Consider the following 21,712-nt stretch of genomic DNA (forward strand, 5'->3'; position numbering starts at 1 on the left):
CCTTGCCTCCGCTTCTGCCACGCGCACGCTTTCGACGGACTCCGTCCGGCGGCACCCATTAGGCTTAGGCGGACCGACCGATCAACGGGGGTGCGCATGACGATCGAGACCAGCCGAGCCGATATAGCGCGGTTCAAGCAGGAAGCGCAGGCAGGCACCGTCAAGTTCGATCCGGACGCCGCGCGGCGGTGCGCCGAGATGTACGACAACCAGGCCGACCGGCTGATTTATTTGCAGCAGCGGCTCGAATCCGTAGCCGAACTAAAGGGATTCGGCGGCTTCGTCTCCGCGCAGCAATTGCAGGCCGGCTTCGGGCACAAAGCGCGCGACGCGGCGGCACTGCTCGACCATTACATCGAGGCCGCCTACCGCATGAAGGAAGCGTTCCTGATCAGCGCCGGACTCTACGAAGAAGCCGACGCCGCCAACGCGGCCGCGCTGCGCGCGGTGGAAACGAGGCTGCCCCGATGACCGGCACCGACCCCACCTACATCAACTCGATGGAGCACTTCGAGTCGATGCCGCACGAGGAGATCTACGCCAAGACCCAGCAGATCGACGCGGGCGAGATCCTGCGCGCCTCGGTCACCTGGCTCGAGGTCGCCGCCGCGCTGGCCACGTCGATGCCGCTCACCCGCGGCGGCGCCGACCGGGTCATGAACGGCATGGAATGGGAAGGCGCCGCCGCCAACGCCGCCTACGCGAGCACCCGCGGCTTCGCCGCCTCCGTCGACGAACTCAGCGCCGTCATGGGACAGGTCGGCGCGCGGCTCGGCGGCGTCGCGGCGGCGGCCGAAGCGGTCAAGCTGGCCGTCGTGCCGCCCGGCAGCTCAGGGCCGATCGGCGCCATCGCGCAACTGCTCGAGGCGGCGAACGTCATCGACGCGCAGATGGCGCAGGAAGCGCTGCGTCAAGAAGCCGTGCTCGCGATGAACATGGTGTACAAGCCCGCCTACACGATGGCGGGCAACGGCGTCCCCGCGTTGCCGGAACCTCCTGTGCTGCCGGGTATTCCGGACGCCGGGGTGATCCCGCAGTCGTCGAACGGGTCGACGGGGCACCGAGCGCCGGGCAAGGAGTCCCCGGAAGGGACGGAAAGCGTTCCGCCGGAATCGGATTCGCAGTCCGAACCGCCCATCGATTCGGCACCCGATCCGTCGTCGCCGGAATCGCGGACCCCGACACCCGAGGCACCCCCTTCCCAGGACATCCAGCCACCGACTCACGAGACCCCGGCGCCACCGACCACGGAGGCACCGACCACGGAGGCACCGCCGCCGACCCAAGGCACCCCCGCACCGCCGACCCAGAGCGTGCCGTCGCCTACACAAGAAGCTCCGGCACCGCCGCCGAGCCAGGCACCACCAACTCAGGACACCCCGGCACCGCCGACCGAGAACACACCATCACCTACGCAAGAGGCTCCGGCACCACCGCCGACCCAGGATGCCCCCGTGCCGCCGCCCATCCACGAGCCGCCTACTCGAGACGTACCGACTCCTACCCAGGAAGCCCCGGCACCGCCGACTGCCCAGGCGCCGCCGACCCTGGACGCACCGCCGCCTACCCAACAGGCCCCGGCACCGCCACCGCAGCAGGTGCAACCTCCACCTCAGGACACCCCCGCGCCGCCATCCCCCCAGGCACCCCCGACCCTGGACACACCACCGCCTACCCCACAGGCCCCGGCGCCCCCGCCACCCCAGGAGATTCCCGCGCCACCACCCGCTCACGAAGCTCCACCCCCGCCGGCACCGGCCCCGCCATCCGGCGAAACCCAGCCGCTACCCGACCTGGGCGGCCAGCCCGGCGTCACCGGCCCAATCCCGGACGCCCAAAACCAGGGCTCCGCCAACACCGACCAACCCGGCGTAGTCCCCCGATCCGGCACAACCAGCTAACGCACCGACCCGGCACCCGAGAGCCGTCGCGTACCTTCGCACTCCTCGCACCGGCCACAACCCCTGCGAGGAGCGCGCAGGATATGCGAGCTCACGTGGCACTACGGGCAGCGGCACCAACGCGGCGCCTGGTGCCGCGACGCAGCGGCTTTCGCGCGGTTGCGCGCACCGCTGACACTCCTCGCATACCTTTCGCACTCCGCGCGCACGGCACACCCCGTGCGAGGAGCGCAGAAGGTAAGCGAGCTGCACGTGGCGCCAGCAGGCAGTACCTGCCCACCGCGACGGCCGGTTGCTGCGGCGTACGCGTTTCATACGGTCCTACATGGCAAACCGCCACCGAGCACCAACCGGGCGCCGAACATGTTGCGCCGCAGCGCTTCCGCGTGGTGTCGCGCGCCGCTCGTACGCCTCGCAGGCCCCTCGCACTCCTCGCAGGCTCCACGATCGCTGCGAGGAGTTCACAAGGTATGCGACGTGCACATGGCACTGACGGCAGTGCCGGTGCGGCGCTGGATTGCTCTGTGGCGCAGAAAATTTCGCATGGTGCCAGGGAGCGCTCGGCCCCCTCGCGCAGCCGGTGGGTGTGTGCGGAATACGCGCCGTATGTTGGCCTGGGGTCAGGCTTTGACCAAGTCGTCGGCGTGGATTACCGGGCGCTGCATGGTGTCCGGGAGTTCGGTGGTGGAGCGGCCGAGCATGGTGGAGAGTTCGGTGCTGTCGTATTCGACGACCCCGCGGGCGATCAGGCGGTGGTCGGGCGCGAGGAGGTCGACCACGTCGCCGCCGTAGAAGCGACCGCGGACGGCCGTGATGCCAGCGGCGAGCAGGGAGCGACGGCGGTGGGCGACGGCCTGCACGGCGCCTTCGTCGAGGACGAGGGCGCCGCGGCTGTCGGCCGCGTGCCGGACCCAGAACTTGCGGGCCGACAGGCGGACCGGACGCGCGGCGAAGGCGGTGCCGACGGTGCCGGAGGCGAGCGCGGTGGCGGCCTCCTCGGCGGCGGCGAGCAGGACGGGGACGCCCGCGTCGGCGGCCAGCCGCGCGGCGGAGAGCTTGGAGGCCATGCCGCCGGTGCCGAGCGCGCCACCGCTTCCCGCGATGACGCCGTCCAGATCCGCGCTGCTGCGCACCTCGGGAATGAAATTGGCGGCGCCCTTGCGGGGATCGCCGTCGTAGAGGCCCTCCACGTCGGAGAGCAGGATCAGGGCGTCGGCGCCGACCAGGTGTGCGACGAGCGCCGCGAGCCGATCGTTGTCGCCGAATCGGATCTCTTCGGTGGCGACGGTGTCGTTCTCGTTCACCACCGCGACCGCGCCGAGCGAGCGCAGCCGGTCCAGGGTGCGCTGGGCGTTGCGGTGGTGCTCGCGGCGGGAGAAATCGTCGGCGCTGAGCAACACCTGCCCGACCGTGCGGCCGTAGCGGGCGAAGGAGGTGCCCCACGCGTGCGCCAGCGCCAGCTGGCCGACGCTGGCCGCCGCCTGCTTTGTCGCCAGATCCCTTGGGCGACTGGACAACCCGAGCGGAGCGATACCCGCGCCAATGGCGCCGGACGAGACGACGACGACGTCCGATCCCGCGCGCATGCGTGCCTCGACCGCATCGGCGAGACGATCGAGCCGCGTCGTGTCCAGACCGCCTTTCAGGCTGGTCAAGGCCGACGACCCGATCTTCACCACGACACTGCGCGCCGCGGCGATCGCCTGCCGCGCCTCACTGAGCCCGCCGGGCGACACCGCGTCCGCTAGCTCCGAATTCACCTGCGTCACAACTGAACTCCCCTGTACCGCAACCGAAAGAACTACCCGGCCTGCCACATCGGCCGTTCCCGGGAAATGCCGCCACCAGAGGTTCGAAACCGTTCGGTGGCGGCACTTCTCACGACCGGTCCTCGTCCTCCGTGACCAGGCCGCGACGCACCCGGGAGGCGTGCTTGCGCTCGGCGGCGCTGACCCGGTCGCTCTGCTCCAAACGAACATCGGTGCCGCGGCCGGTGGGAACCCGGTCGATGCCCGCCGAGATCTGCGGCTCCCAGTCGAAGCTGACGTCGCCGATGGTGACCGGGGCGCCCGGTTCGGCGCCGAGGCGCACCAGCTCGTCCTCGACGCCGAGGCGGGCCAGCCGGTCGGCCAGGTAGCCGACGGCCTCGTCGTTGTCGAACTGGGTCTGTCGCACCCAGCGCTCTGGTCGCGCGCCGCGCACGATGAAGCCGCCCGGCTCGTCGGGATCGGCGATCACGCTGAAGCCGGACTCGTCCACCGCGATCGGCCGGATCACCGGACGCTTGGGCGCGGCCTTCGGGTGCGCCTCACGGTATTCGCGCACCAGGTCGGCGAGCGCGAAGGTCAAGGGGCGCAAGCCAGCTCGGCTCACGGCGGAGATCTCGAAGACCGGCCAACCACGCTCGGCGAACTCGGCCGTGACCATTTCGGCCAGCTCGGCGGCGTCGGGGACGTCGGTCTTGTTCAGGATCACCACGCGGGGACGATCGGCCAGATCACCGAGACCGGCGTCGGCGGCGAGCGCGGGCTTGTACGCGGCCAGCTCGGCCTCGAGCGCGTCGACGTCGGAGACGGGGTCGCGGCCGGGTTCCAGGGTCGCGCAGTCGACGACGTGCGCGAGCACCGCGCAACGCTCCAAGTGGCGCAGGAAGTCGAGGCCGAGGCCGCGGCCTTCGCTGGCGCCGGGGATCAGGCCGGGCACGTCGGCGATGGTGAAGGTGGTGTCGCCGCTGGCCACCACGCCGAGGTTCGGCACGAGCGTGGTGAACGGGTAGTCGGCGATCTTCGGCTTGGCCGCGGAGAGCACCGAGACCAGCGAGGACTTGCCCGCCGACGGGAAGCCGACCAGACCGACGTCGGCGACCGACTTCAGTTCCAGGACGAGTTCGCGTTCCTCACCGTCCTCGCCGAGCAGCGCGAAGCCGGGCGCCTTGCGCGCCTTGGAGGCCAGCGAGGCGTTGCCGAGCCCGCCGCGTCCGCCACGGGCGGCGACGTAACGATTGCCGACGCCGACCAGGTCGGCCAGGATCTCACCGTCCTCGTCCAGTACGACGGTGCCGTCCGGCACCTTCAGCAGCAGATCGCCGCCGGTCTTGCCGTCCCGGTTGCCGCCCTCGCCCGGCTTGCCGTTGCCCGCCTTGGCGTGCGGGTGGAAGTGGAAGTCCAGCAGGGTGTGCACGTTCCCGTCGACCTCGAGGACGACGTCGCCGCCGTTACCGCCGTTACCGCCGTCCGGTCCGCCGAGCGGCTTGAACTTCTCGCGGTGCACCGACGCGCACCCATGACCGCCCTTTCCGGCACGCACGTGCAGCACGACACGGTCGATGAATTTCGACATGAGTCGAATCATCCTCCTTCTGGGCTGGTCGTTCTTCGAGGGCTCGCGCTGATTCTTCGGCGGTCGCCGCCACGAGAACGCGAAAAGCGGGTCAGGGTGACGTACCCTGACCCGCTCGGCTTTTGTCTGGATCGGCTAGGCGGTCAGGCCTGAACCGGCTCCGGGACGACGATGTTGACGGTCTTGCGGCCACGCTTGGTGCCGAACTGGACCGCGCCCGCCTCGAGGGCGAACAGGGTGTCGTCACCGCCGCGACCGACGTTCACGCCGGGGTGGAAGTGGGTGCCACGCTGACGCACCAGGATCTCGCCAGCCTTGACGGTCTGGCCGCCGAAGCGCTTGACGCCGAGTCGCTGGGCGTTGGAATCGCGTCCGTTCCGGGAGCTGGACGCGCCCTTCTTGTGTGCCATAGCTGAGTCTCCTCGGGATGTCTTACTTGATGCCGGTGACCTTCAGGACCGTCAGCGGCTGACGGTGACCCTGGCGCTTGTGGTAGCCGGTCTTGTTCTTGAACTTGTGGATGCGGATCTTGGGGCCCTTGGTCTGCTCGACCAGCTCCGCGGTCACCGAACGCTCGGCCAGCTTGGCCGCGTCGGTGGTCAGTTCGGCGCCGTCCACCACGAGGACGGGCGAGAGCTCGACGGCGGAACCCGGCGCACCCTCGATCTTTTCGACCTTCACCAGGTCACCGACCGCGACCTTGTACTGCTTTCCGCCGGTCTTGACGATCGCGTACGTTGCCATCGGTCGGCTTCCTCCACTCGATTGTCTTCTCGTGCTTCACTCACGCCACAGGTCGTGACGTGAATTGTCTTGGCTGGTTGCTGCACGGGGGCGCATACCTCGCTGTGTTCAACAGCTTCGGGCGCATCGCCAGGCAGCGACCGTCCAAGGCTACCAGACCCCCGGTCTACGACCCAATTCGGCGGTCGGCGATCACTCGGCTACCCCGTCAGGGCCGCATTTTCCCGAGCTGCCCGACGCCCGAACGCATTCGGCCGGTCGCCCCTCGCGGGTCCGACCGGCCGAATCACACTCGACTCAGCTGGGCGTATCGACCGGCGGGCCCGCGGGACGGCCGACGGCCCTGCGGCGCGGACGCCCACGCTGCGGCAGGTCGACCGACTCGGGCTGCGAGTAGTCGACTGCGGGCGTGCCGCCCTGGTCGGCGCTGGACAGCACGAAAACGGCTCCGGCGCTGTCGGCCGCGGGCGCGGCCGCCGAACGCGCCACCCTGCGGCGGCGAGGCGCCTGCGGGGGCGCCGGTTCACCGTTGGCAACCGCTCGATCAGCGGCGGCGACAGCGGCTTCCTCGGCCTCTTTTCGCACCGTCGGCTCCGGCTCCTCGGTCGCCGGAACCAGGTCGATCTCCGCGGGCGCCGACTCGACCGCTTCGACCTGCTCCTCCAGCGCCTCGGCGGCCGCCTCCGCCACGATCTCGGCAACCTCCTCGGCCTCGGCCTCCTCGGCAACAGCCGCTTCCGCGACGGCCTCCTCGGCCACGACACCGACGGCTTCCTCGGTCACCGCTTCGACCTCGGCGACCTCCTCGGCCCATGGCTCGGCCTCGGCAGCTTCCTCGGCGATCGACTCCTTGGCGGCCACAACGGCATCGGCCACATTCGCCGCCACCGCGTCGGCATCGGTCGCGACGACCTCGGCCTCAGCGACCGATTCCTCGGCATGCTCGGTCTCGACGTTGTGCGCGGCCATGGCAAGCGCCACCGGATGCGCCCGCTTGACGGCGGCCCCTTCCTCGACCGACTCACTCGGCGGCGGCGTGCCGTTGGTGGCAGCCGCGGCGGCCGCGCCCTTGTCCCGGCCGCGGCGACGGCGCGAGCCGCCCTCGCGACGGGTCGAGGTGTCCTCGGCGGGCGCGAGCTCCACCGGGTAGGTGTGCACCAGGATGCCCCGGCCGTGGCAGTGCTCACAGGTGGTCGAGAACGCCTCGACCAGCCCGGTGCCCAGCTTCTTGCGCGTCATCTGGACCAAGCCGAGCGAGGTCACCTCGGAGACCTGATGCCTGGTGCGGTCCCGGCCGAGCGCCTCGGTCAGGCGGCGCAGCACCAGGTCGCGGTTCGACTCGAGCACCATGTCGATGAAGTCGACGACGATCATGCCGCCGATGTCGCGCAGCCGCATCTGGCGCACGATCTCCTCGGCCGCCTCCAGGTTGTTCCTGGTGACGGTCTCCTCCAGGTTGCTGTTGCCCGACCCGGTGAACTTGCCGGTGTTGACGTCGATGACGGTCATGGCTTCGGTGCGGTCGATCACCAGGGTGCCGCCGGAGGGCAGCCACACCTTGCGATCGAGCGCCTTGCCGAGCTGCTCGTCGATGCGGAAGGTCTCGAAGACGTCCACACCGTTGTTCTCGTGCCGGGAGACCCGCGCGAGCAGATCCGGCGCGACGGTGCGGATGTAGGTCTCGACCGTGCTCCACGCCCGGTCGCCCTCGATGACAAGCCGCGAGAAGTCCTCGTTGAACAGGTCGCGGATGACCTTGACGAGGAGATCGGGCTCCTCGTACAGCGTCTTGGGCGCGCCGCCGTCCTTGTTCGCCTGCTCCTCGATGGCACGCCACGTGGACTGCAACCGCTCCACGTCGCGGGCCAGCTCGGCCTCGCTGACGCCCTCGGAGGCAGTGCGGATGATCACGCCCGCGTCGGCGGGCACGATGTCGCGCAGGATCTCCTTGAGGCGCTTGCGCTCAGTGTCGGGCAGCTTGCGGCTGATGCCGGTGGAGGTGCCGCCCGGCACGTACACCAGGAAGCGACCGGCCAGGCTGATCTGGGTGGTCAGCCGGGCGCCCTTGTGCCCGACCGGGTCCTTGGACACCTGGACGAGCACCTGATCGCCGGGCTTGAGCGCCTGCTCGATCTTGCGCTCCTTGCCGCCGAGCCCGGCGGCCTCCCAGTTCACCTCGCCCGCGTACAGCACGCCGTTGCGGCCGCGGCCGATGTCGACGAACGCCGCCTCCATGCTGGGCAGCACGTTCTGCACCTTGCCCAGGTAGACGTTGCCGACCATCGATGCCTGGCCGGTGTTGGTGACGAAGTGCTCGACGAGGATGTTGTCCTCGAGCACCGCGACCTGAGTGGCGGCCGGATGTTCGGGGAACGACTTCTCGCGCACGACCATCACCCGGTCGACCGCCTCGCGGCGGGCCAGGAACTCCGACTCGGTCAGGATCGGCGGGCGGCGGCGACCGGCCTCGCGACCGTCGCGGCGACGCTGACGCTTCGCCTCGAGCCGGGTGGAGCCGGTGATGCCCTGCACCTCGTCCGAGGCGGCCCGGCCGCGGCTCTTGCTGCGCGGCTCGCGCTCGTGCACGACGGTGTTCGGCGGGTCGTCGTCGGCGGGCTCGGCGTCGCTCTCCCCGCCGACCTTGCGGCGGCGGCGGCGACGGCGACGGCGGCTCGCGCCCTCCGGCACCGCGTCCTCGTGCTCGCTCTCCTCGCCCTCGTCGCTCGCCTCGGCGGATTCCGCGTCCTCGGCGGTCTCGGCGGCGGGCTCGTCCTCGGTGTCGGACTCGGACTGATCGCCCTCGTCGCCCTCGGCGTCGGAATCGGCGTGCTGCTCGCCGCGGCCACGGCCACGACCGCGCCTGCCACGACGACGACGGCGTGGCTGGCCTTCACCGTCGCCGTGCTGCTCGGCGCTGTCCTGCTCGTCCTCGGTGGTCTCGGGTTCCTCCTCGACGACCTCCTGCGCGGCGGCCTCCTCGGCGCGCTTGGCCTCGCGCTCGGCACGGCGCTGCTTGCGCATCTGTTCGGCGGCCGCCGCGTCGGGCGAAAGGAACAGCGGTGCCGCGATGGAGGGCGCCTCGAAGACCGGCGGCGCCGCGACCTGCGGCTCGCTCGGCTCGGCATGGGTGAACAGCTGCGTCGGCTCGGCGCTCACCGTCGATCGCCCGATGTGCACCGGGTCAGGGGCGGAGAAGAGCAGGCCGCTCGGCTGCGCGGCGGGCTTCTCCGGCTCCGGTGCGGCCTTCTCCGCTGCCTCCGGCTCGGCGGCAGGCGGTTCGGCTTCCGCTGCGGGAGTCGCCGCAGCGGGTTCGGGAGCGACGAGTGCGTCGCGCACCGTTTCCGCGACCGCCCGGTCGACGTTGGATTGCGCGCTGCGCGCGTCGGCGCCCAGCTCGGTGAGTTTGGCCAGGATGCGCTTGCTCGTCACTCCCAGCCGCTTGGCAAGCGCGTGAACTCGGATTCGCTCCGGCAATTGATCGGCATCCTGTGATGTTGTTTCCAGCGGCTCTTGATCGGCCACGAAGTCTCCTCGGACCCCCGGGCGCGTCCCTCCCGGTACGGAGTGACGCGGCCAACGCGGGGGCGCTGTCCGTACACCTCACGCCGTCGACGTGAGGTCCTGTGGTCTCGCCCCGCGTGCCCGGTTGTCACCTGGTTCTTCGTCTTCGGGCTAACTGGTCACGCGGCGCCTGGCTGTTGGCTGAACTCCGTGGAAGCGAGCGCTCATCCAGCGTGCCTGCGCGGACCGCCACACCCTCAGCAACCGGGCGCGGCCTTCCGTGGCAGCGATGATCGGCATCGAACCGCGGTGTCATCCGGTCGCCATCGTCACCGACCATTCGCGTACCTGCGCGAACTGTCGGTGTCGTTGACGACCACTGCCAGTATCCCACATCGTGCGCCCGTGGTTCGCCATCGGCGCGTGAGCGGCCCGATGCCCCGGGTTTGCCACATCGGCACGACCCCCATGACAAGGGACGATGTGACGCGCGAGCCCGCGAGGCCCGCGCGGTCTCGCCGCGCCCGAGCGGGCGCGGCGAGTCGGCGGCGGAACTCAGGCGGGGAACTCGGGGAACCAGAGCCCGATCTCGCGCTTGGCCGACTCGGGCGAGTCCGAGCCGTGCACGAGGTTGTACTGGGTCTCGAGGGCGAAGTCGCCGCGGATGCTGCCCGGCACGGCCTTCTCGACGGGGTCGGTGCCGCCTGCGATCTGCCGGAACGCGGCGATGGCGCGCGGGCCCTCCAGGACTGCGGCCACGACCGGGCCGGAGGTGATGAACTCGATCAAGGAGCCGAAGAACGGCTTCTCGGCGTGCTCGGCGTAGTGCGCCTCGGCCAGTTCCCCGGACACCTGCTTCAGCTCCAGGGCCGCGATCTTCAGGCCCTTGCGCTCGATACGGGCCAGCACCTCGCCGACCAGGCCACGGGCCACGCCGTCCGGCTTGATGAGTACCAACGTCTGCTCAGTCACGGCGCACAGCCTAATTGACCTCATCACCCGCTACCGAACCAGCGCTCGGCAGCGATGCTCCCAGCCGCGTTCGGTCCGCGTCGGCAGCCGTTGCCGGGCCGCTGATGGACACCGCCGGACGCAGTTCGCCGACGCCCGCGCATGGCCGGAGCGAGTGCGGGGGCACGCCTCTACCGATTCATCCGCTGGCTGGGCAGCAGCCCCTGGTCCATCCGGCGCTTGACCTCGGCGCGCAGTATCAGGATGAACGCCCAGACGGCCGCGAAGAGCAGGCCGATGATGCCGATGGACAGGTGGATGAACGCGCCGAGGATCACCAGGACCTGGAGGCTGAGGTTGAACGGCAGCGCCCAGGGCCGGCGCTGCATGCCTGCGCCGAGGATCATCAGCAGCGCGAGGATCACCAGGTAGCTGCCGGACAACCAGCTGACGCCACCGCCGACATCGGCGACCACAGGCAGCGCGAGCAGCACCACGATGGCCTCGAGGATCAACGTGCCCGCCATGACGCCGCGCAGGCCCTTCCACGGATCGGGCGCGGAAGCCGCGCTCGCGCCGGATTTCTCGGCGGCGGCCGCGTCCTCGCGGCGCTCGCTGGGCTCACTCATGCCGGGTCCTTTCCGAACAGTGCGCGCGCCGCGCCCGCGGTGACCACCGAGCCGGTGACAATCACGCCCGCGCCCGAGACCGCCTCGACCGGGTCGCCGACCTCTTCGGCGATGGCGATCGCGGTCTCCAGCGCGTCGGGCAGCGTGTCGGCGGTCACCACGCGCTCGTCACCGAACCGCTGCACGGCCAGGTTCGCCAGGCTGTCGATGTCCATGGCGCGCGGCGAGCCGTTGGTGGTGACGACGATCTCGTCGAACACCGGCTCCAGCGCCTCGAGAATGCCCGCGGCGTCCTTGTCGCCGAGCACCGCGACGACGCCGACCAGCTTCCGGAAGTCGAACTCCTCGCCGAGGGTTGCGGCGAGGGCCCGCGCGCCCGCCGGGTTGTGCGCCGCGTCGATGAAGATCGTCGGCGCGCTGCGCATCCGCTCCATGCGGCCGGGGCTGGAGACCGAGGCGAATCCGGCGCGCACGGCGTCGATGTCGAGCTGACGCTGTGCGCCGGCGCCGAAGAACGCCTCGACCGCGGCCAGCGCGAGCACCGCGTTGCGGGCCTGGTGCTCGCCGTGCAGCGGCAAGAAGATCTCGTCGTACACCCCGCCGAGACCCTGTAGCTCGAGCTGCTGGCCGCCGACGGCGATGCGCCGCGCGAGCACCTTGAACTCCGAGCCCTCGCGGGCCACCGCGGCGTCCACCTCGACGGCCCGGCGCAGCAGCACCTCCATGGCTTCGGGCTCCTGCTGCGCGATCACCGCGACGTTGTCGCGCGGAACCAGGCTCTCCGGAGCGCGTTTGATGATCCCCGCCTTCTCCCCCGCGATGGCCGCGAGGTCGGGGCCGAGGTAGTCGACGTGGTCCAGCCCGATCGGGGTGATCACCGCGACCTGGCCGTCGATCACATTGGTGGCGTCCCAGGTGCCGCCCATGCCGGTCTCCACGACCGCCACGTCGACCGGCGCCTCCGCGAACGCGGCGTAGGCCATGCCGGTGAGCACCTCGAACTTGCTCATCGCCGGACCGCCCGCCGTGGCGGACTGCGCGTCGATCATCTCGATGTAGGGCAGTAGCTCGCGATAGGTCTCGACGTACTTGGCCGGACTGATCGGCGCGTTGTCGATGCTGATCCGCTCGGTGGCCAATTGCAGGTGCGGGCTTGTGATGCGGCCGGTCCGCCGGTGCAGCGCGGTGAGCAGCGCGTCGATCATGCGGGTGACCGAGGTCTTGCCGTTGGTGCCCGCGATATGGATCGCCGGATAGCTCTGCTGCGGGGAGCCGAGCAGATCCATCAGGGTGGCGATGCGGGTGAGCGAGGGCTCGATCTTGGTCTCCGGCCAGCGCTGGTCGAGTTCCGCCTCGACCAGCGCCATCTCGGCGAGCTCCACCGGCGACGGTCCCGACCGGAGCCGGGCGCCTCCGCTGTCGTCCGGGTACTGCCGCTCCGGCTCCTCGTTCATTTGACCGCCAGTTCCGCGAGCCGCGCCCCGATGCGCTCCACCTCGGCGGCGGCGACATCGCGACGGTTCTTGATCTTGGCCACCACCGGTTCGGGAGCCTTGGCCAGGAACGCCTCGTTGCCGAGCTTGGCTTCGGTGCCCGCCAGCTCCTTCTCCGCGGCGGCCAGATCCTTCTCCAGGCGGCGGCGTTCGGCGTCGAGGTCGACCGCGCCCGAGGTGTCCAGTTCGACGGTCACCGTCGCGCCGCTCAGGCGCACCTCCAGTGAGGCGGTGGCGGCGAACTCGGCGCCGGGCGCGGTGAGCCGGGCCAGGTTGGCGACCGACGGCTCCAGCGCCGTGAGGTCGGCCTGCTCCAGACCGATCAGCTTGGCCGACACCTTCTGCTTGTCGGCGAGGCCCTGGTCGCTGCGGAACCGGCGGATCTCGGTGATCAACCGCTGGGCATCCGAAACACGCTGCGCCGCAACGGTGTCGGCGGCGATCCCGCTGACCTGCGGCCACGCGGAGATCACCACGGACTCACCGCCGGTGAGCGCCTGCCACAGTTCCTCGGTGACGAACGGGATCACCGGATGCAGCAGCCGCAGCACCGAGTCGAGCACGTTGCCGAGCACGGTCCTCGTCGCGGCCGCCCGCTCCTCGGATTCGGCGAACTGCACCTTGGCCAGCTCCAGATACCAGTCGCACAGCTCGTCCCAGGCGAAGTGGTACAGCGCCTCGCACGCCTTGCCGAACTCGTAGGCGTCGAAGGCCGAATCCACTTCGGCCAGAACCTGATCCAAGCGATCCAGGATCCAGCGGTCGGCGTCGGTGAGCGCCGCGCGGCCGGGAAGCGCACCGGGCTCGGCGCCGTTCATCAGCGCGAACTTGGTGGCGTTGAACAGCTTGGTGACGAAGCTGCGCGAGGCGAGCGCGTGCGGCTCGCCGACGGACAGGTCGCCGCCGGGCTGCGCGCCGCGTGCCAAGGTGAAGCGCAGCGCGTCCGCGCCGTACGCCTTGATCCAGTCCAGCGGGTCGATGCCGTTGCCGCGCGACTTCGACATCTTCTTGCCGAACTGGTCGCGGATCAGGCCGTGCAGGAAGACATCCTTGAACGGCACCTGCACCGCGCCGGAAGTCTTGCCCGCGACGATGGCCGGATCCTCGGAGACGAACATGCCGAACATCATCATTCTGGCCACCCAGAAGAAGAGGATGTCGTAGCCGGTGACCAGCACGCTGGTCGGATAGAACTTCTCCAGCTCCGGCGTCGCGTCCGGCCAGCCCATCGTGGAGAACGGCCACAGGCCGGAGGAGAACCAGGTGTCGAGCACGTCCGGGTCCTGCACCCAGCCTTCGGGGGCGGTCTCGTCCGGGCCGACGCAGATCACTTCGCCCTCGGGGCCGTACCAGATCGGGATGCGGTGACCCCACCACAGCTGGCGCGAGATGGTCCAGTCGTGCATGTTGTCGACCCACTCGAACCAGCGCGGCTCCTGGCTGGCCGGGTGGATGACGGTGTCGCCGTTGCGGACCGCGTCGCCCGCTGCCTTGGCAAGCGATTCCACCTTGACCCACCACTGCATGGAGAGCCGTGGCTCGATGGGCTCACCGGTGCGCTCGGAATGGCCGACGCTGTGCAGGTACGGACGCTTCTCCGCGACGACGCGGCCTTCCGCGGCGAGCCGCTCGCGGACCTTGACGCGGGCCTCGAAACGGTCCATCCCGTCGAATTCGGTTCCGGTGTTCGCGATCCGGCCGCGCTCGTCCATGATCGTCGGCATCGGCAGGTTGTGCCGCAGGCCGATCTCGAAGTCGTTCGGGTCGTGCGCGGGTGTGATCTTCACCGCGCCGGAACCGAACTCGGGGTCGACGTAGTCGTCGGCGACGATCGGGATCTGACGACCGGTGATCGGGTGCTCCAGTGTGGTGCCGATCAGTGTCTGGTAGCGCGGGTCCTCCGGGTGCACCGCCACCGCGGTGTCGCCGAGCATCGTCTCCACCCGGGTGGTGGCCACGATGACGTGCGGTTCGTCGTCGTTCAGCGAGCCGTAGCGCAGCGAGATCAGCTCGCCCGCGACTTCCTCGTGCTTGACCTCGATGTCGGAGATGGCGGTGCGCAGTTCGGGCGACCAGTTCACCAGGCGCTCGGCGCGGTAGATCAGGCCCGCGTCGTAGAGGCGCTTGAAGATGGTCTGCACGGCCCGCGAGAGGCCCTCGTCCATGGTGAAGCGGTCGCGGCTCCAGTCGACGCCGTCGCCGAGGGCGCGCATCTGCCACTGGATGGCGCCGCCGGACTCGCGCTTCCAGTCCCAGACCTTGTCGATGAACAGTTCGCGGCCGAAGTCTTCCTTGGTCTTGCCGTCGACGGCGAGCTGCTTCTCCACCACGGTCTGGGTGGCGATGCCCGCGTGGTCCATGCCGGGCAACCACAGCACCTCGTAGCCCTGCATCCGCTTCCGGCGGGCGAGGGTGTCCATCAGGGTGTGGTCGAGTGCATGGCCCATGTGCAGGGTGCCGGTGACGTTCGGCGGCGGCAGCACGATCGAGTACGGGGGCTTGCCGCTTGCGGTGTCGGCCTGGAAATACCCAGCCGCTACCCAGCGCTCGTACGTCTCGGCCTCCACGACGCTGGGGTCCCAGCTCTTGGGGAGGGCATCGGCACGATTACGCGAGTTGTCAGGGGCTGCGCTGGTCACTCCGTGATTCTAGGGGTTGGCTCGACATGGCCTCGCCGCCTCCCCGCGGCCCGCGCTCCGTGGCGCGAACCAGGGTGCGGAAACGAAAGGAGGCGGAGCCTTCGGTGGATGAGGGACACCGAACACTCCGCCTACGCCTCACAGCTTACCGGCGATCCATGGGCCGACCCCGAATCCACAAGTAATTCTCAGCTTCCGGCGACGCCGTCGCCGCGCACCCTGCCTCGGGTCCGCGTCAGCGCGCCGCGACGGGGACCGCCGGCTCCTGTTCGACCAGGTCGGCGTTGATCGCGATGGCGGCCGTCGATCCCGCGCCCGCGGCGGAGATCACCTGGGCGCCGGGGTCCGCGACATTGCCCGCCGCCCAGACTCCCGGCACGCTGGTCCGTCCGCGCGCGTCGGTGACGACCCAGCCGTCCGGCCCTGTCTCGCAGCCGAGCGCGGTGAGCACGTCGCCGTTGGGCACGAAGGTCGGCGCGACGAACACCGCCGATCGCGGCACCGCGCGGCCGTCGGCCAGCTCCACGCCGCGCAGCCTGCCGTCCTCGACCGCCAACCGCGCGACCTCACCGGTGACGACGCGCACGCCCCGGGCGGCGAGCCGATCCAGATCGTGCCAGGTCAGCTCCATCGTGTGCGGGAAGAAGATCACGTCGGCCGACCACTGCGGCAGCAGCAGCGCGACGTGCACCGCCCTGGCCACCGCGCCGGGTTCGGTGCCGCCGATCACGCCGAGCGGCTGATCGCGTACCTCGTATCCGTGGCAATACGGGCAGTGCAGGACGTCCGCGCCCCAGCGCTCGCGCACACCGGGCAGGTCGGGCAGCACGTCGCGCAGTCCGGTCGCGACGAGCACGCGCCGGGCCGTCAGCTGTCCGCCCGAGGCCAGGCGGAGCGTGAATTCGCCTGTGTCCCGGTCTCTTTCCGCGTCCGTCACCTCGTCGTCGAGCAGCTCGCCGCCGTATCCAGCCACCTCGGCGGCGCCGGTGGCCAGTAACTCGGTGGGCGGCAGGCCATCCCTGGACAGGAAGCCGTGCATGTGCTGGGCGGGCGCATTGCGCGGCGCGCCGCCCTCGACCACCGCGACTCGCCGCCGCGCCCTGGTCAAGACCAGCGCCGCCGAAAGTCCCGCCGCGCCGCCGCCGACGACGACCACGTCGTAGGCCCGCTGATCCTCGGTGTTCTGTTCACTCATGCTCGCACCTCGCCGATCCTCGGTTCCGGCATGCGCGATACGCGCTGGCACATGATTCGTGGTCTCCGTTCACTCATACGCGATCACCTCCGCGTCCACGGTGCCGGTCAGCGCCCGGTATCGGCAACGAAATTTGCCGTTTCCGGGAAGCAGGCGTGCACTGAGGACATGTACGACCAACCGGGTATCACTCGGGCGCTCGCCGATATCGGGCCCCGGCTGAAGGCGCTGCGCACCCACCGCACCATCACCCTGACCGCGCTGTCGGCGACCACCGGCATCTCCAAGAGCACGCTGTCGCGGCTGGAATCCGGGCAGCGCAAGGCGAGCCTGGAGTTGCTGTTGCCCATCGCGATGGCCTTGCAGGTGCCGCTGGACGAGCTGGTGGCGGCACCCAAGATCGCGGACCCGCGCGTGCACGCCACACCGCGACAGGTCGACGGGTACACCGTGCTGCCGCTGACCGCTCGCCCCGGCCCGCTGCAAGCGTTCAAGATGATTCTCCCGCCCGAGCGCAAGGATCCCGATCCCCGGGTGCACGAGGGCTACGAATGGCTGTATGTGCTCTCCGGCAGGCTTCGGCTGATCCTCGGCGAACACGACCTGATCATGGGCCCCGGCGAGACCGCGGAATTCGATACGCGGCAACCGCACTGGTTCGGCAGCGCCGGGCGCGGTCCCGTCGAGATACTGAGCCTGTTCGGCAGTCAGGGCGAGCGCATGCACGTACGAGCGCGGCCGCGCCGCAGCCAGCGGTGAGTTTCGCCTGCTCGCCGGGCAATCCGGCGGGTCGCGGCGAATCATCCTCGCGCCGCCGTGATCTCAGGGTTTTCCCGGTTGCCGAATCGGACCGGACTAGGGAGCCTGGAAGGGGTGAACCCCCCGCTCGATGCTCTACCCCTGCACTCCCCCGAGCCGCGCTTGCCGCTGGCCGCCGCCCGCGCGATGACGCCGGTCGGCGTGCACGATCTGCGCGGCCGGACGATCGATGAATTGCGTTACCCCCCAACGGCGGCACTGATCTTCGCCGGGGTGCCGGGTGCGGGCAAGAGCACGGCGTTGCGGAAGTTCTTCGGCGCGGACGCCACGGCCGATGCGCCACCCGCCGGGCCGTCCGGTTCGATCGTGCTGGATTCGCAGCACGCGCGGAACCACTGGCGGCACCGGCTCGGCTGGCTTCCCTATCCGCTCTGGCGTCCGGTCGTCCACGTCGTGCACTACGCGGGCATCCGGGCGGCGTTGCGTGACGCCACGGGCCCGGTGGTGATCCACGATTGCGGCACCTTCGGCTGGAGCCGCAGGATGATCGCACGCTGGGCGAGTGCCTACCGCAGGGATCTGCACGTCGTCATGCTCGACGTGCCCGCGGCGGTGGCCAGGGCCGGCCAATACGCCCGCGGCCGCCGTATCAACGGGATGTTCTTCACCCTGCACTGCCGCGGCTGGGATCGCCTGATCCGCGATCTCGACACCGGCGACAGCGCCGCCCCCGCTCCGTCCTCCTCCGTCGTCATCGTGGACCGTTCCACCGTCAACCGCATGACGCGCGTCTCGTTCGACGGCTGAGCGGGCTCATGGCACGAGCACCGTCAGCGCCGCGGGCACCGCGCGCAACGTGATGGGCAGCGTCCCCGCCGGTTCGCCGTCGGCGGTGGCGGGCGCGCCCGGCGCGGTGAGAGTCACCGCCGCGGCGCGGTATTGGGCCACGGCGGGATGATCGATGCGCTTGCCCGCCGACAGCGCCGGCAGCAGGCGCAGCATCTCCAGCCGCGACACCGCGCCGACCACCGTGAGATCGAGCAGGCCGTCGTCCATCTCGGCGTCGGGGCAGATCAGCATGCCGCCGCCGTAGGTGCGGGTGTTGCCCACCGCGACCATCACCGCGTCGGTCTCGAGCACGCCGTCGCCGGGCGGATTGTCCACCGCGCCTTCGGCGATGCCCGACAGGTCGATTCGATAGGGCACGGTGAAGCCGCCGGTGATCTCGGCCAGCGCCGCGACGGTATAGCGGAGCCTGCCCTTGGGCCAGCGCATCTCGTTCGCGCGCAACGTCACCCGCGCGTCGAAGCCGGTCCCCGTGACGGTCGCGAACCACATCGGGGCGCTATCGGGCGCGGCCGACTCGATGCGGCCGAGGTCCATCACCTTCGTGCGCCCGGCGAGCACCACGTCGACCGCGGCCTCCGGGTCGTCGGTCGGGATGGCGAGCGCCCGCGCCAGATCGTTGCCCGTTCCGCTCGGTACCAAGCCGAGCGGAACGCCGGTCTGCGCGACGGCCTCGAGGATCACGCAGATCAGGCCGTCCCCGCCCACGCATACCACCGCGTCGGGCCGAGCCGCCGGATCCGGATTCGCCAGCGAATCACGCACCAGCCGAACGGATTCGGCCGCCGACGGCGCGCGGATCTCGGTCACCTCGACGCCGCGCTCGGCGAGCCTGGCGATGGCCACCGTCGCGGTGTCGTGTCCCTTGCCCGCGCCGGACAACCGGTTCGTGACGACAAGTGCGGAGCGGATGCTGCCAGATGCCTTGCGGCTCATCAGATCAGTTTCCCAGGGTTGAGGATGCCCACGGGGTCCAATTCCCGTTTCACCGCGCGCAGCACCCGGATGCCGAGCTCGCCGACCTCGGCGGGCAGCCAGGGCCGGTGGTCCGCGCCGACCGCGTGGTGGTGGGTGATCGTGCCGCCCGCGGCCATGATCGCGTCGCCCACCGCGCGTTTGGCGGTCTGCCACTGCGCGATCGGGTCGTCGAGTTGCTTGGCGACTACGGTGAAGTACAGCGAAGCGCCGGTCGGGTACGTGTGCGAGATATGGCACATCACCAGCGCCGGCGTGCCCTGCGTGGCGAGCGAATCGGTCAGCGCCGCAGTCGTTTTCGCCTTGAGCTCGGCGATGTTGGACCACGTCGTCGCGGTCTCGAGGGTCTCGCACAGCACCCCGGCATCGAGCAGTGCGTCACGCGTGTAGGGCGCGGCGAACCGGCCGTGCTCCCATTCCCGGGCGGGCTGTTCACCGAGCGCGGTGCCGCCCGTGGCCGCCAGCAGCGCGGCCGCCTCGGCCGAGCGGGCCGCGACGTGCTCCGCGCTGCCCTCGAAGGTGGTGATGGCGAGGCAGCCCGCCACCGCTTGGCCGCCGATATCGCCCGAGCGGGCCAGGTTCAGTCCGGTCTCGGCCTCGTCGGAGAGCCGGAACACCGTCGGGGCGGCGCCCGCCTGCACCACGGCGCGCAGCGCGGCAGCGCCGGTGGCGAAGTCGGGGAACGACCACGCCTGGTAGACGGTGGTTTCCGGGAGCGGGTGCACGCGCAGGGTGACCTCGGTGATCACGCCGAGCGTGCCCTCCGAACCGACGAACAGCTCGCGCAGGTCGGGGCCGGCGGCGGAGGCGGGCGCGCGGCCCAGTTCCAGCGAGCCGGTCGGCGTGGCGATCTTCAGTCGCTGCACCATGTCGTCGAACCGGCCGTATCCCGCCGAGGCCTGACCGGAAGACCTGGTGGCCGCGAAACCGCCGATGCTGGCGAATTCGAAGCTCTGCGGGAAGTGGCCGAGCGAAAGTCCTTGCGCGGCGAGCAGTTTCTCGGCCTGCGGTCCGGTGAGACCAGCGCCGAGGGTCGCGGTGCCGCTCACCGGGTCGACCTCGGTGAGCGAGTCGATGCGGCGCAGGTCGAGGGCGATGACGGTGTCGAATTGCCCGCGCACCGGATCGACGCCGCCGACCACGCTGGTGCCGCCGCCGAAGGGCACCACCGCGATGCCGTGCTCGGCGCAGTAGGCCAGCACCGCGAGAACCTGCCCGTGGTCGGCCGGAAAGACGATGGCGTCGGGGGCATCCTGCGGACCCTCGGCCCGACGGCGCAGCAAATCCAGGGTGCTCTTGCCACCCGCGCGCCGCAGTCGATCGTGATGGTCGGCCGACACATTGTCCGCACCGACCACCGCGACCAACCCGTCCCGCTGCGCCTGCGTCAACGCCGACGGGCGCAGTGGCACGTCACCCTCATCGCGGCGCGCCACCGGTTCGCCGGACACGCCGAAAACCTGCGCGAGCAGGCCGCGGATCTGCGCCGAAAGCGGCTTGTGTCCGGCCGGGATACCCCAGGCGTCCCACACCATACTCGGTACTTGCGCGTGCGCGCCCGGCTTTGCCGCGGGCCCGGAATGCCCGCCTTCCTGCTGCGTCTCGACCATACGTTACAGTTTGACATAGACTGTCAAGCAGTAACTGTCCGTCCCCGCATCGATCCCGGTGGTGATTCACGTGACCGACGACCCGGATGCCGAACTTTCGGCCATCGACCTGGCGATCTTCGACGCCGCGCGCGCCTGCGTCGAGGAGTTCGGGGTGCGCAGGACCACGCTCACCGAGGTCGCGCGCCGCGCGGGCGTCAGCAGGCCGACCGTATATCGCCGTTGGTCCGACACCGGCGCACTGGTCGCCGAGCTACTGGTACGCGAACTGCGCGGCATTCTCACCGCCGCCATGCCCGAGGCGGGTCCCGCGCGGACACGGCTGGTCGAGGGCGTTGTCGAGGGTGCCGGGATGGTTCGCTCGAACCCGTTGTTCGGCAAGATCTTTCGCACCGACACCGACCTGATGCTGACGTATGTCTTCGGCAGGCTCGGCCGCAATCAGCGAATCCTCATCGAGCTGTTCGCCGCCGCGATCGAAGACGGCCAGCAAGACGGCTCCATCCGGTCCGGCGATCCTCGCCGGCTGGCCACCATGATGCTGCTGATCGTGCAGTCCGCTGTGCAATCCGCGGGAACCGTCGCCCCCATGCTGCCCGCCCCCGAGCTGGACACCGAACTGGCCCGCGCCATAGACGGCTACCTCCGCCCCGGCGCCTCCGAATGACGAAAGGCTTTGCCATGACCAACGATCCGGCGACCGGCGGGGATTCCGCGCTCAATGCCGAACGCCGCGCGCGTGAGTTGCGCGCCCTCGGCGACGGCGGCGAGATCGACGTGCTGGTGATCGGCGGCGGCGTGACCGGAGCGGGCGCCGCGCTGGACGCCGCCGCGCGCGGACTGCGCACCGTGCTGGTGGAACGGCACGACCTGGCGTTCGGCACCAGCCGGTGGAGTTCGAAGCTGGTGCACGGCGGTCTGCGATACCTGGCGAGCGGGCGGATCGGGATCGCGCACGAGAGCGCGGTCGAGCGCGGCATTCTGATCGGCTCCACCGCACCGCATCTGGTGCGTCCGCTGCCGCAGCTGGTACCGCTGCTGCCGAATGTCGGCGCGGCGCAACAGGCGTTGATCCGCGCGGGCTTCCTGGCGGGAGACGCGTTGCGGCGCGGCGCGGGCACCCCGGCCGC

The 21,712-nt window shown here is 70.4% G+C and carries 18 protein-coding genes; 6 read left to right on the forward strand and 12 right to left on the reverse strand.

What is annotated here, in order from left to right; translation table 11 throughout:
* The first annotated feature begins 96 nt into the window (after positions 1–96).
* On the forward strand, positions 97–471 hold the full coding sequence (locus NX1_RS27685; RefSeq protein WP_068065442.1) for a hypothetical protein: 375 nt from the start codon (positions 97–99) through the stop codon (positions 469–471).
* Positions 468–1,901, forward strand: coding sequence for a hypothetical protein (locus tag NX1_RS27690; protein ID WP_068065445.1), 1,434 nt, complete (start codon positions 468–470; stop codon positions 1,899–1,901). The genes NX1_RS27685 and NX1_RS27690 overlap by 4 nt, the downstream gene beginning before the upstream one ends.
* A 620-nt stretch (positions 1,902–2,521) precedes the next feature.
* Here NX1_RS27690 and proB read toward each other — a convergent pair.
* The 10 genes from proB to NX1_RS27740 all read right to left on the reverse strand — a co-directional run bounded on the left by proB (position 2,522) and on the right by NX1_RS27740 (position 16,392).
* The gene (gene proB / locus NX1_RS27695; protein WP_068065501.1) at positions 2,522–3,637 is read right to left on the reverse strand and encodes a glutamate 5-kinase; all 1,116 of its coding nucleotides are present in this window, start codon (positions 3,635–3,637) and stop codon (positions 2,522–2,524) included.
* 142 nt (positions 3,638–3,779) lie between these two features.
* Entirely contained in the window at positions 3,780–5,240 is a 1,461-nt protein-coding gene (gene obgE / locus NX1_RS27700) for a GTPase ObgE (RefSeq protein WP_068065448.1), read from the reverse strand.
* Between the two features lie 143 nt (positions 5,241–5,383).
* Complete coding sequence (rpmA, locus tag NX1_RS27705) at positions 5,384–5,650, reverse strand: 50S ribosomal protein L27 (protein WP_068065451.1); 267 nt, start codon at positions 5,648–5,650, stop codon at positions 5,384–5,386.
* 22 nt (positions 5,651–5,672) lie between these two features.
* Entirely contained in the window at positions 5,673–5,984 is a 312-nt protein-coding gene (rplU, locus tag NX1_RS27710) for a 50S ribosomal protein L21 (protein WP_068065454.1), read from the reverse strand.
* Between the two features lie 297 nt (positions 5,985–6,281).
* A complete protein-coding gene (locus NX1_RS27715; protein WP_068065457.1) occupies positions 6,282–9,506 on the reverse strand; it encodes a translation initiation factor IF-2 N-terminal domain-containing protein in 3,225 nt (1,074 codons plus the stop codon).
* Positions 9,507–10,040: 534 nt separating this feature from the next.
* Positions 10,041–10,457: a nucleoside-diphosphate kinase gene (ndk, locus tag NX1_RS27720; protein WP_068065460.1), complete on the reverse strand. Its 417-nt coding sequence runs from the start codon at positions 10,455–10,457 to the stop codon at positions 10,041–10,043.
* A gap of 170 nt (positions 10,458–10,627) precedes the next feature.
* Positions 10,628–11,065 carry a DUF4233 domain-containing protein gene (locus NX1_RS27725; protein ID WP_068065463.1) on the reverse strand — a complete coding sequence of 146 codons (438 nt, stop codon included), beginning with the start codon at positions 11,063–11,065 and terminating at the stop codon, positions 10,628–10,630.
* Complete coding sequence (gene folC, locus NX1_RS27730; protein ID WP_084501808.1) at positions 11,062–12,519, reverse strand: bifunctional tetrahydrofolate synthase/dihydrofolate synthase; 1,458 nt, start codon at positions 12,517–12,519, stop codon at positions 11,062–11,064. Before folC ends, NX1_RS27725 begins: the two co-directional genes overlap by 4 nt.
* The gene (locus NX1_RS27735; RefSeq protein ID WP_068065465.1) at positions 12,516–15,197 is read right to left on the reverse strand and encodes a valine--tRNA ligase; all 2,682 of its coding nucleotides are present in this window, start codon (positions 15,195–15,197) and stop codon (positions 12,516–12,518) included. The genes folC and NX1_RS27735 overlap by 4 nt, the downstream gene beginning before the upstream one ends.
* Before the next feature lie 235 nt (positions 15,198–15,432).
* The gene (locus NX1_RS27740; protein WP_068065468.1) at positions 15,433–16,392 is read right to left on the reverse strand and encodes an NAD(P)/FAD-dependent oxidoreductase; all 960 of its coding nucleotides are present in this window, start codon (positions 16,390–16,392) and stop codon (positions 15,433–15,435) included.
* Between the two features lie 168 nt (positions 16,393–16,560).
* On the opposite strand from NX1_RS27740, the gene NX1_RS27745 reads away from it, so the two are divergent.
* The gene (locus NX1_RS27745; RefSeq protein WP_068065470.1) at positions 16,561–17,151 is read left to right on the forward strand and encodes a helix-turn-helix domain-containing protein; all 591 of its coding nucleotides are present in this window, start codon (positions 16,561–16,563) and stop codon (positions 17,149–17,151) included.
* 114 nt (positions 17,152–17,265) lie between these two features.
* On the forward strand, positions 17,266–17,958 hold the full coding sequence (locus NX1_RS27750; RefSeq protein WP_245668707.1) for a P-loop nucleotide/nucleoside kinase family protein: 693 nt from the start codon (positions 17,266–17,268) through the stop codon (positions 17,956–17,958).
* Between the two features lie 6 nt (positions 17,959–17,964).
* Here the strand turns inward: NX1_RS27750 and NX1_RS27755 are convergent, their stop codons facing one another.
* Together NX1_RS27755 and NX1_RS27760 are read right to left on the reverse strand one after the other, a co-directional pair.
* Positions 17,965–18,933 (reverse strand): diacylglycerol kinase family protein, encoded by a 969-nt coding sequence (locus NX1_RS27755; RefSeq protein ID WP_068065473.1) that lies wholly within the window; start codon positions 18,931–18,933, stop codon positions 17,965–17,967.
* Positions 18,933–20,507: an FAD-binding oxidoreductase gene (locus NX1_RS27760; protein ID WP_068065476.1), complete on the reverse strand. Its 1,575-nt coding sequence runs from the start codon at positions 20,505–20,507 to the stop codon at positions 18,933–18,935. Before NX1_RS27760 ends, NX1_RS27755 begins: the two co-directional genes overlap by 1 nt.
* Positions 20,508–20,646: 139 nt before the next feature.
* Here NX1_RS27760 and NX1_RS27765 point away from each other — a divergent pair, with 139 nt between their 5' ends.
* Both NX1_RS27765 and NX1_RS27770 read left to right on the forward strand, forming a co-directional pair.
* Complete coding sequence (locus tag NX1_RS27765; protein ID WP_084501810.1) at positions 20,647–21,249, forward strand: TetR/AcrR family transcriptional regulator; 603 nt, start codon at positions 20,647–20,649, stop codon at positions 21,247–21,249.
* Between the two features lie 14 nt (positions 21,250–21,263).
* On the forward strand, positions 21,264–21,712 hold a 449-nt coding region (locus NX1_RS27770), incomplete at its 3' end, for an FAD-dependent oxidoreductase (RefSeq protein WP_157120123.1).

This window comes from Nocardia xishanensis NBRC 101358 (assembly GCF_001613365.1).
Classification (GTDB): domain Bacteria; phylum Actinomycetota; class Actinomycetes; order Mycobacteriales; family Mycobacteriaceae; genus Nocardia; species Nocardia xishanensis.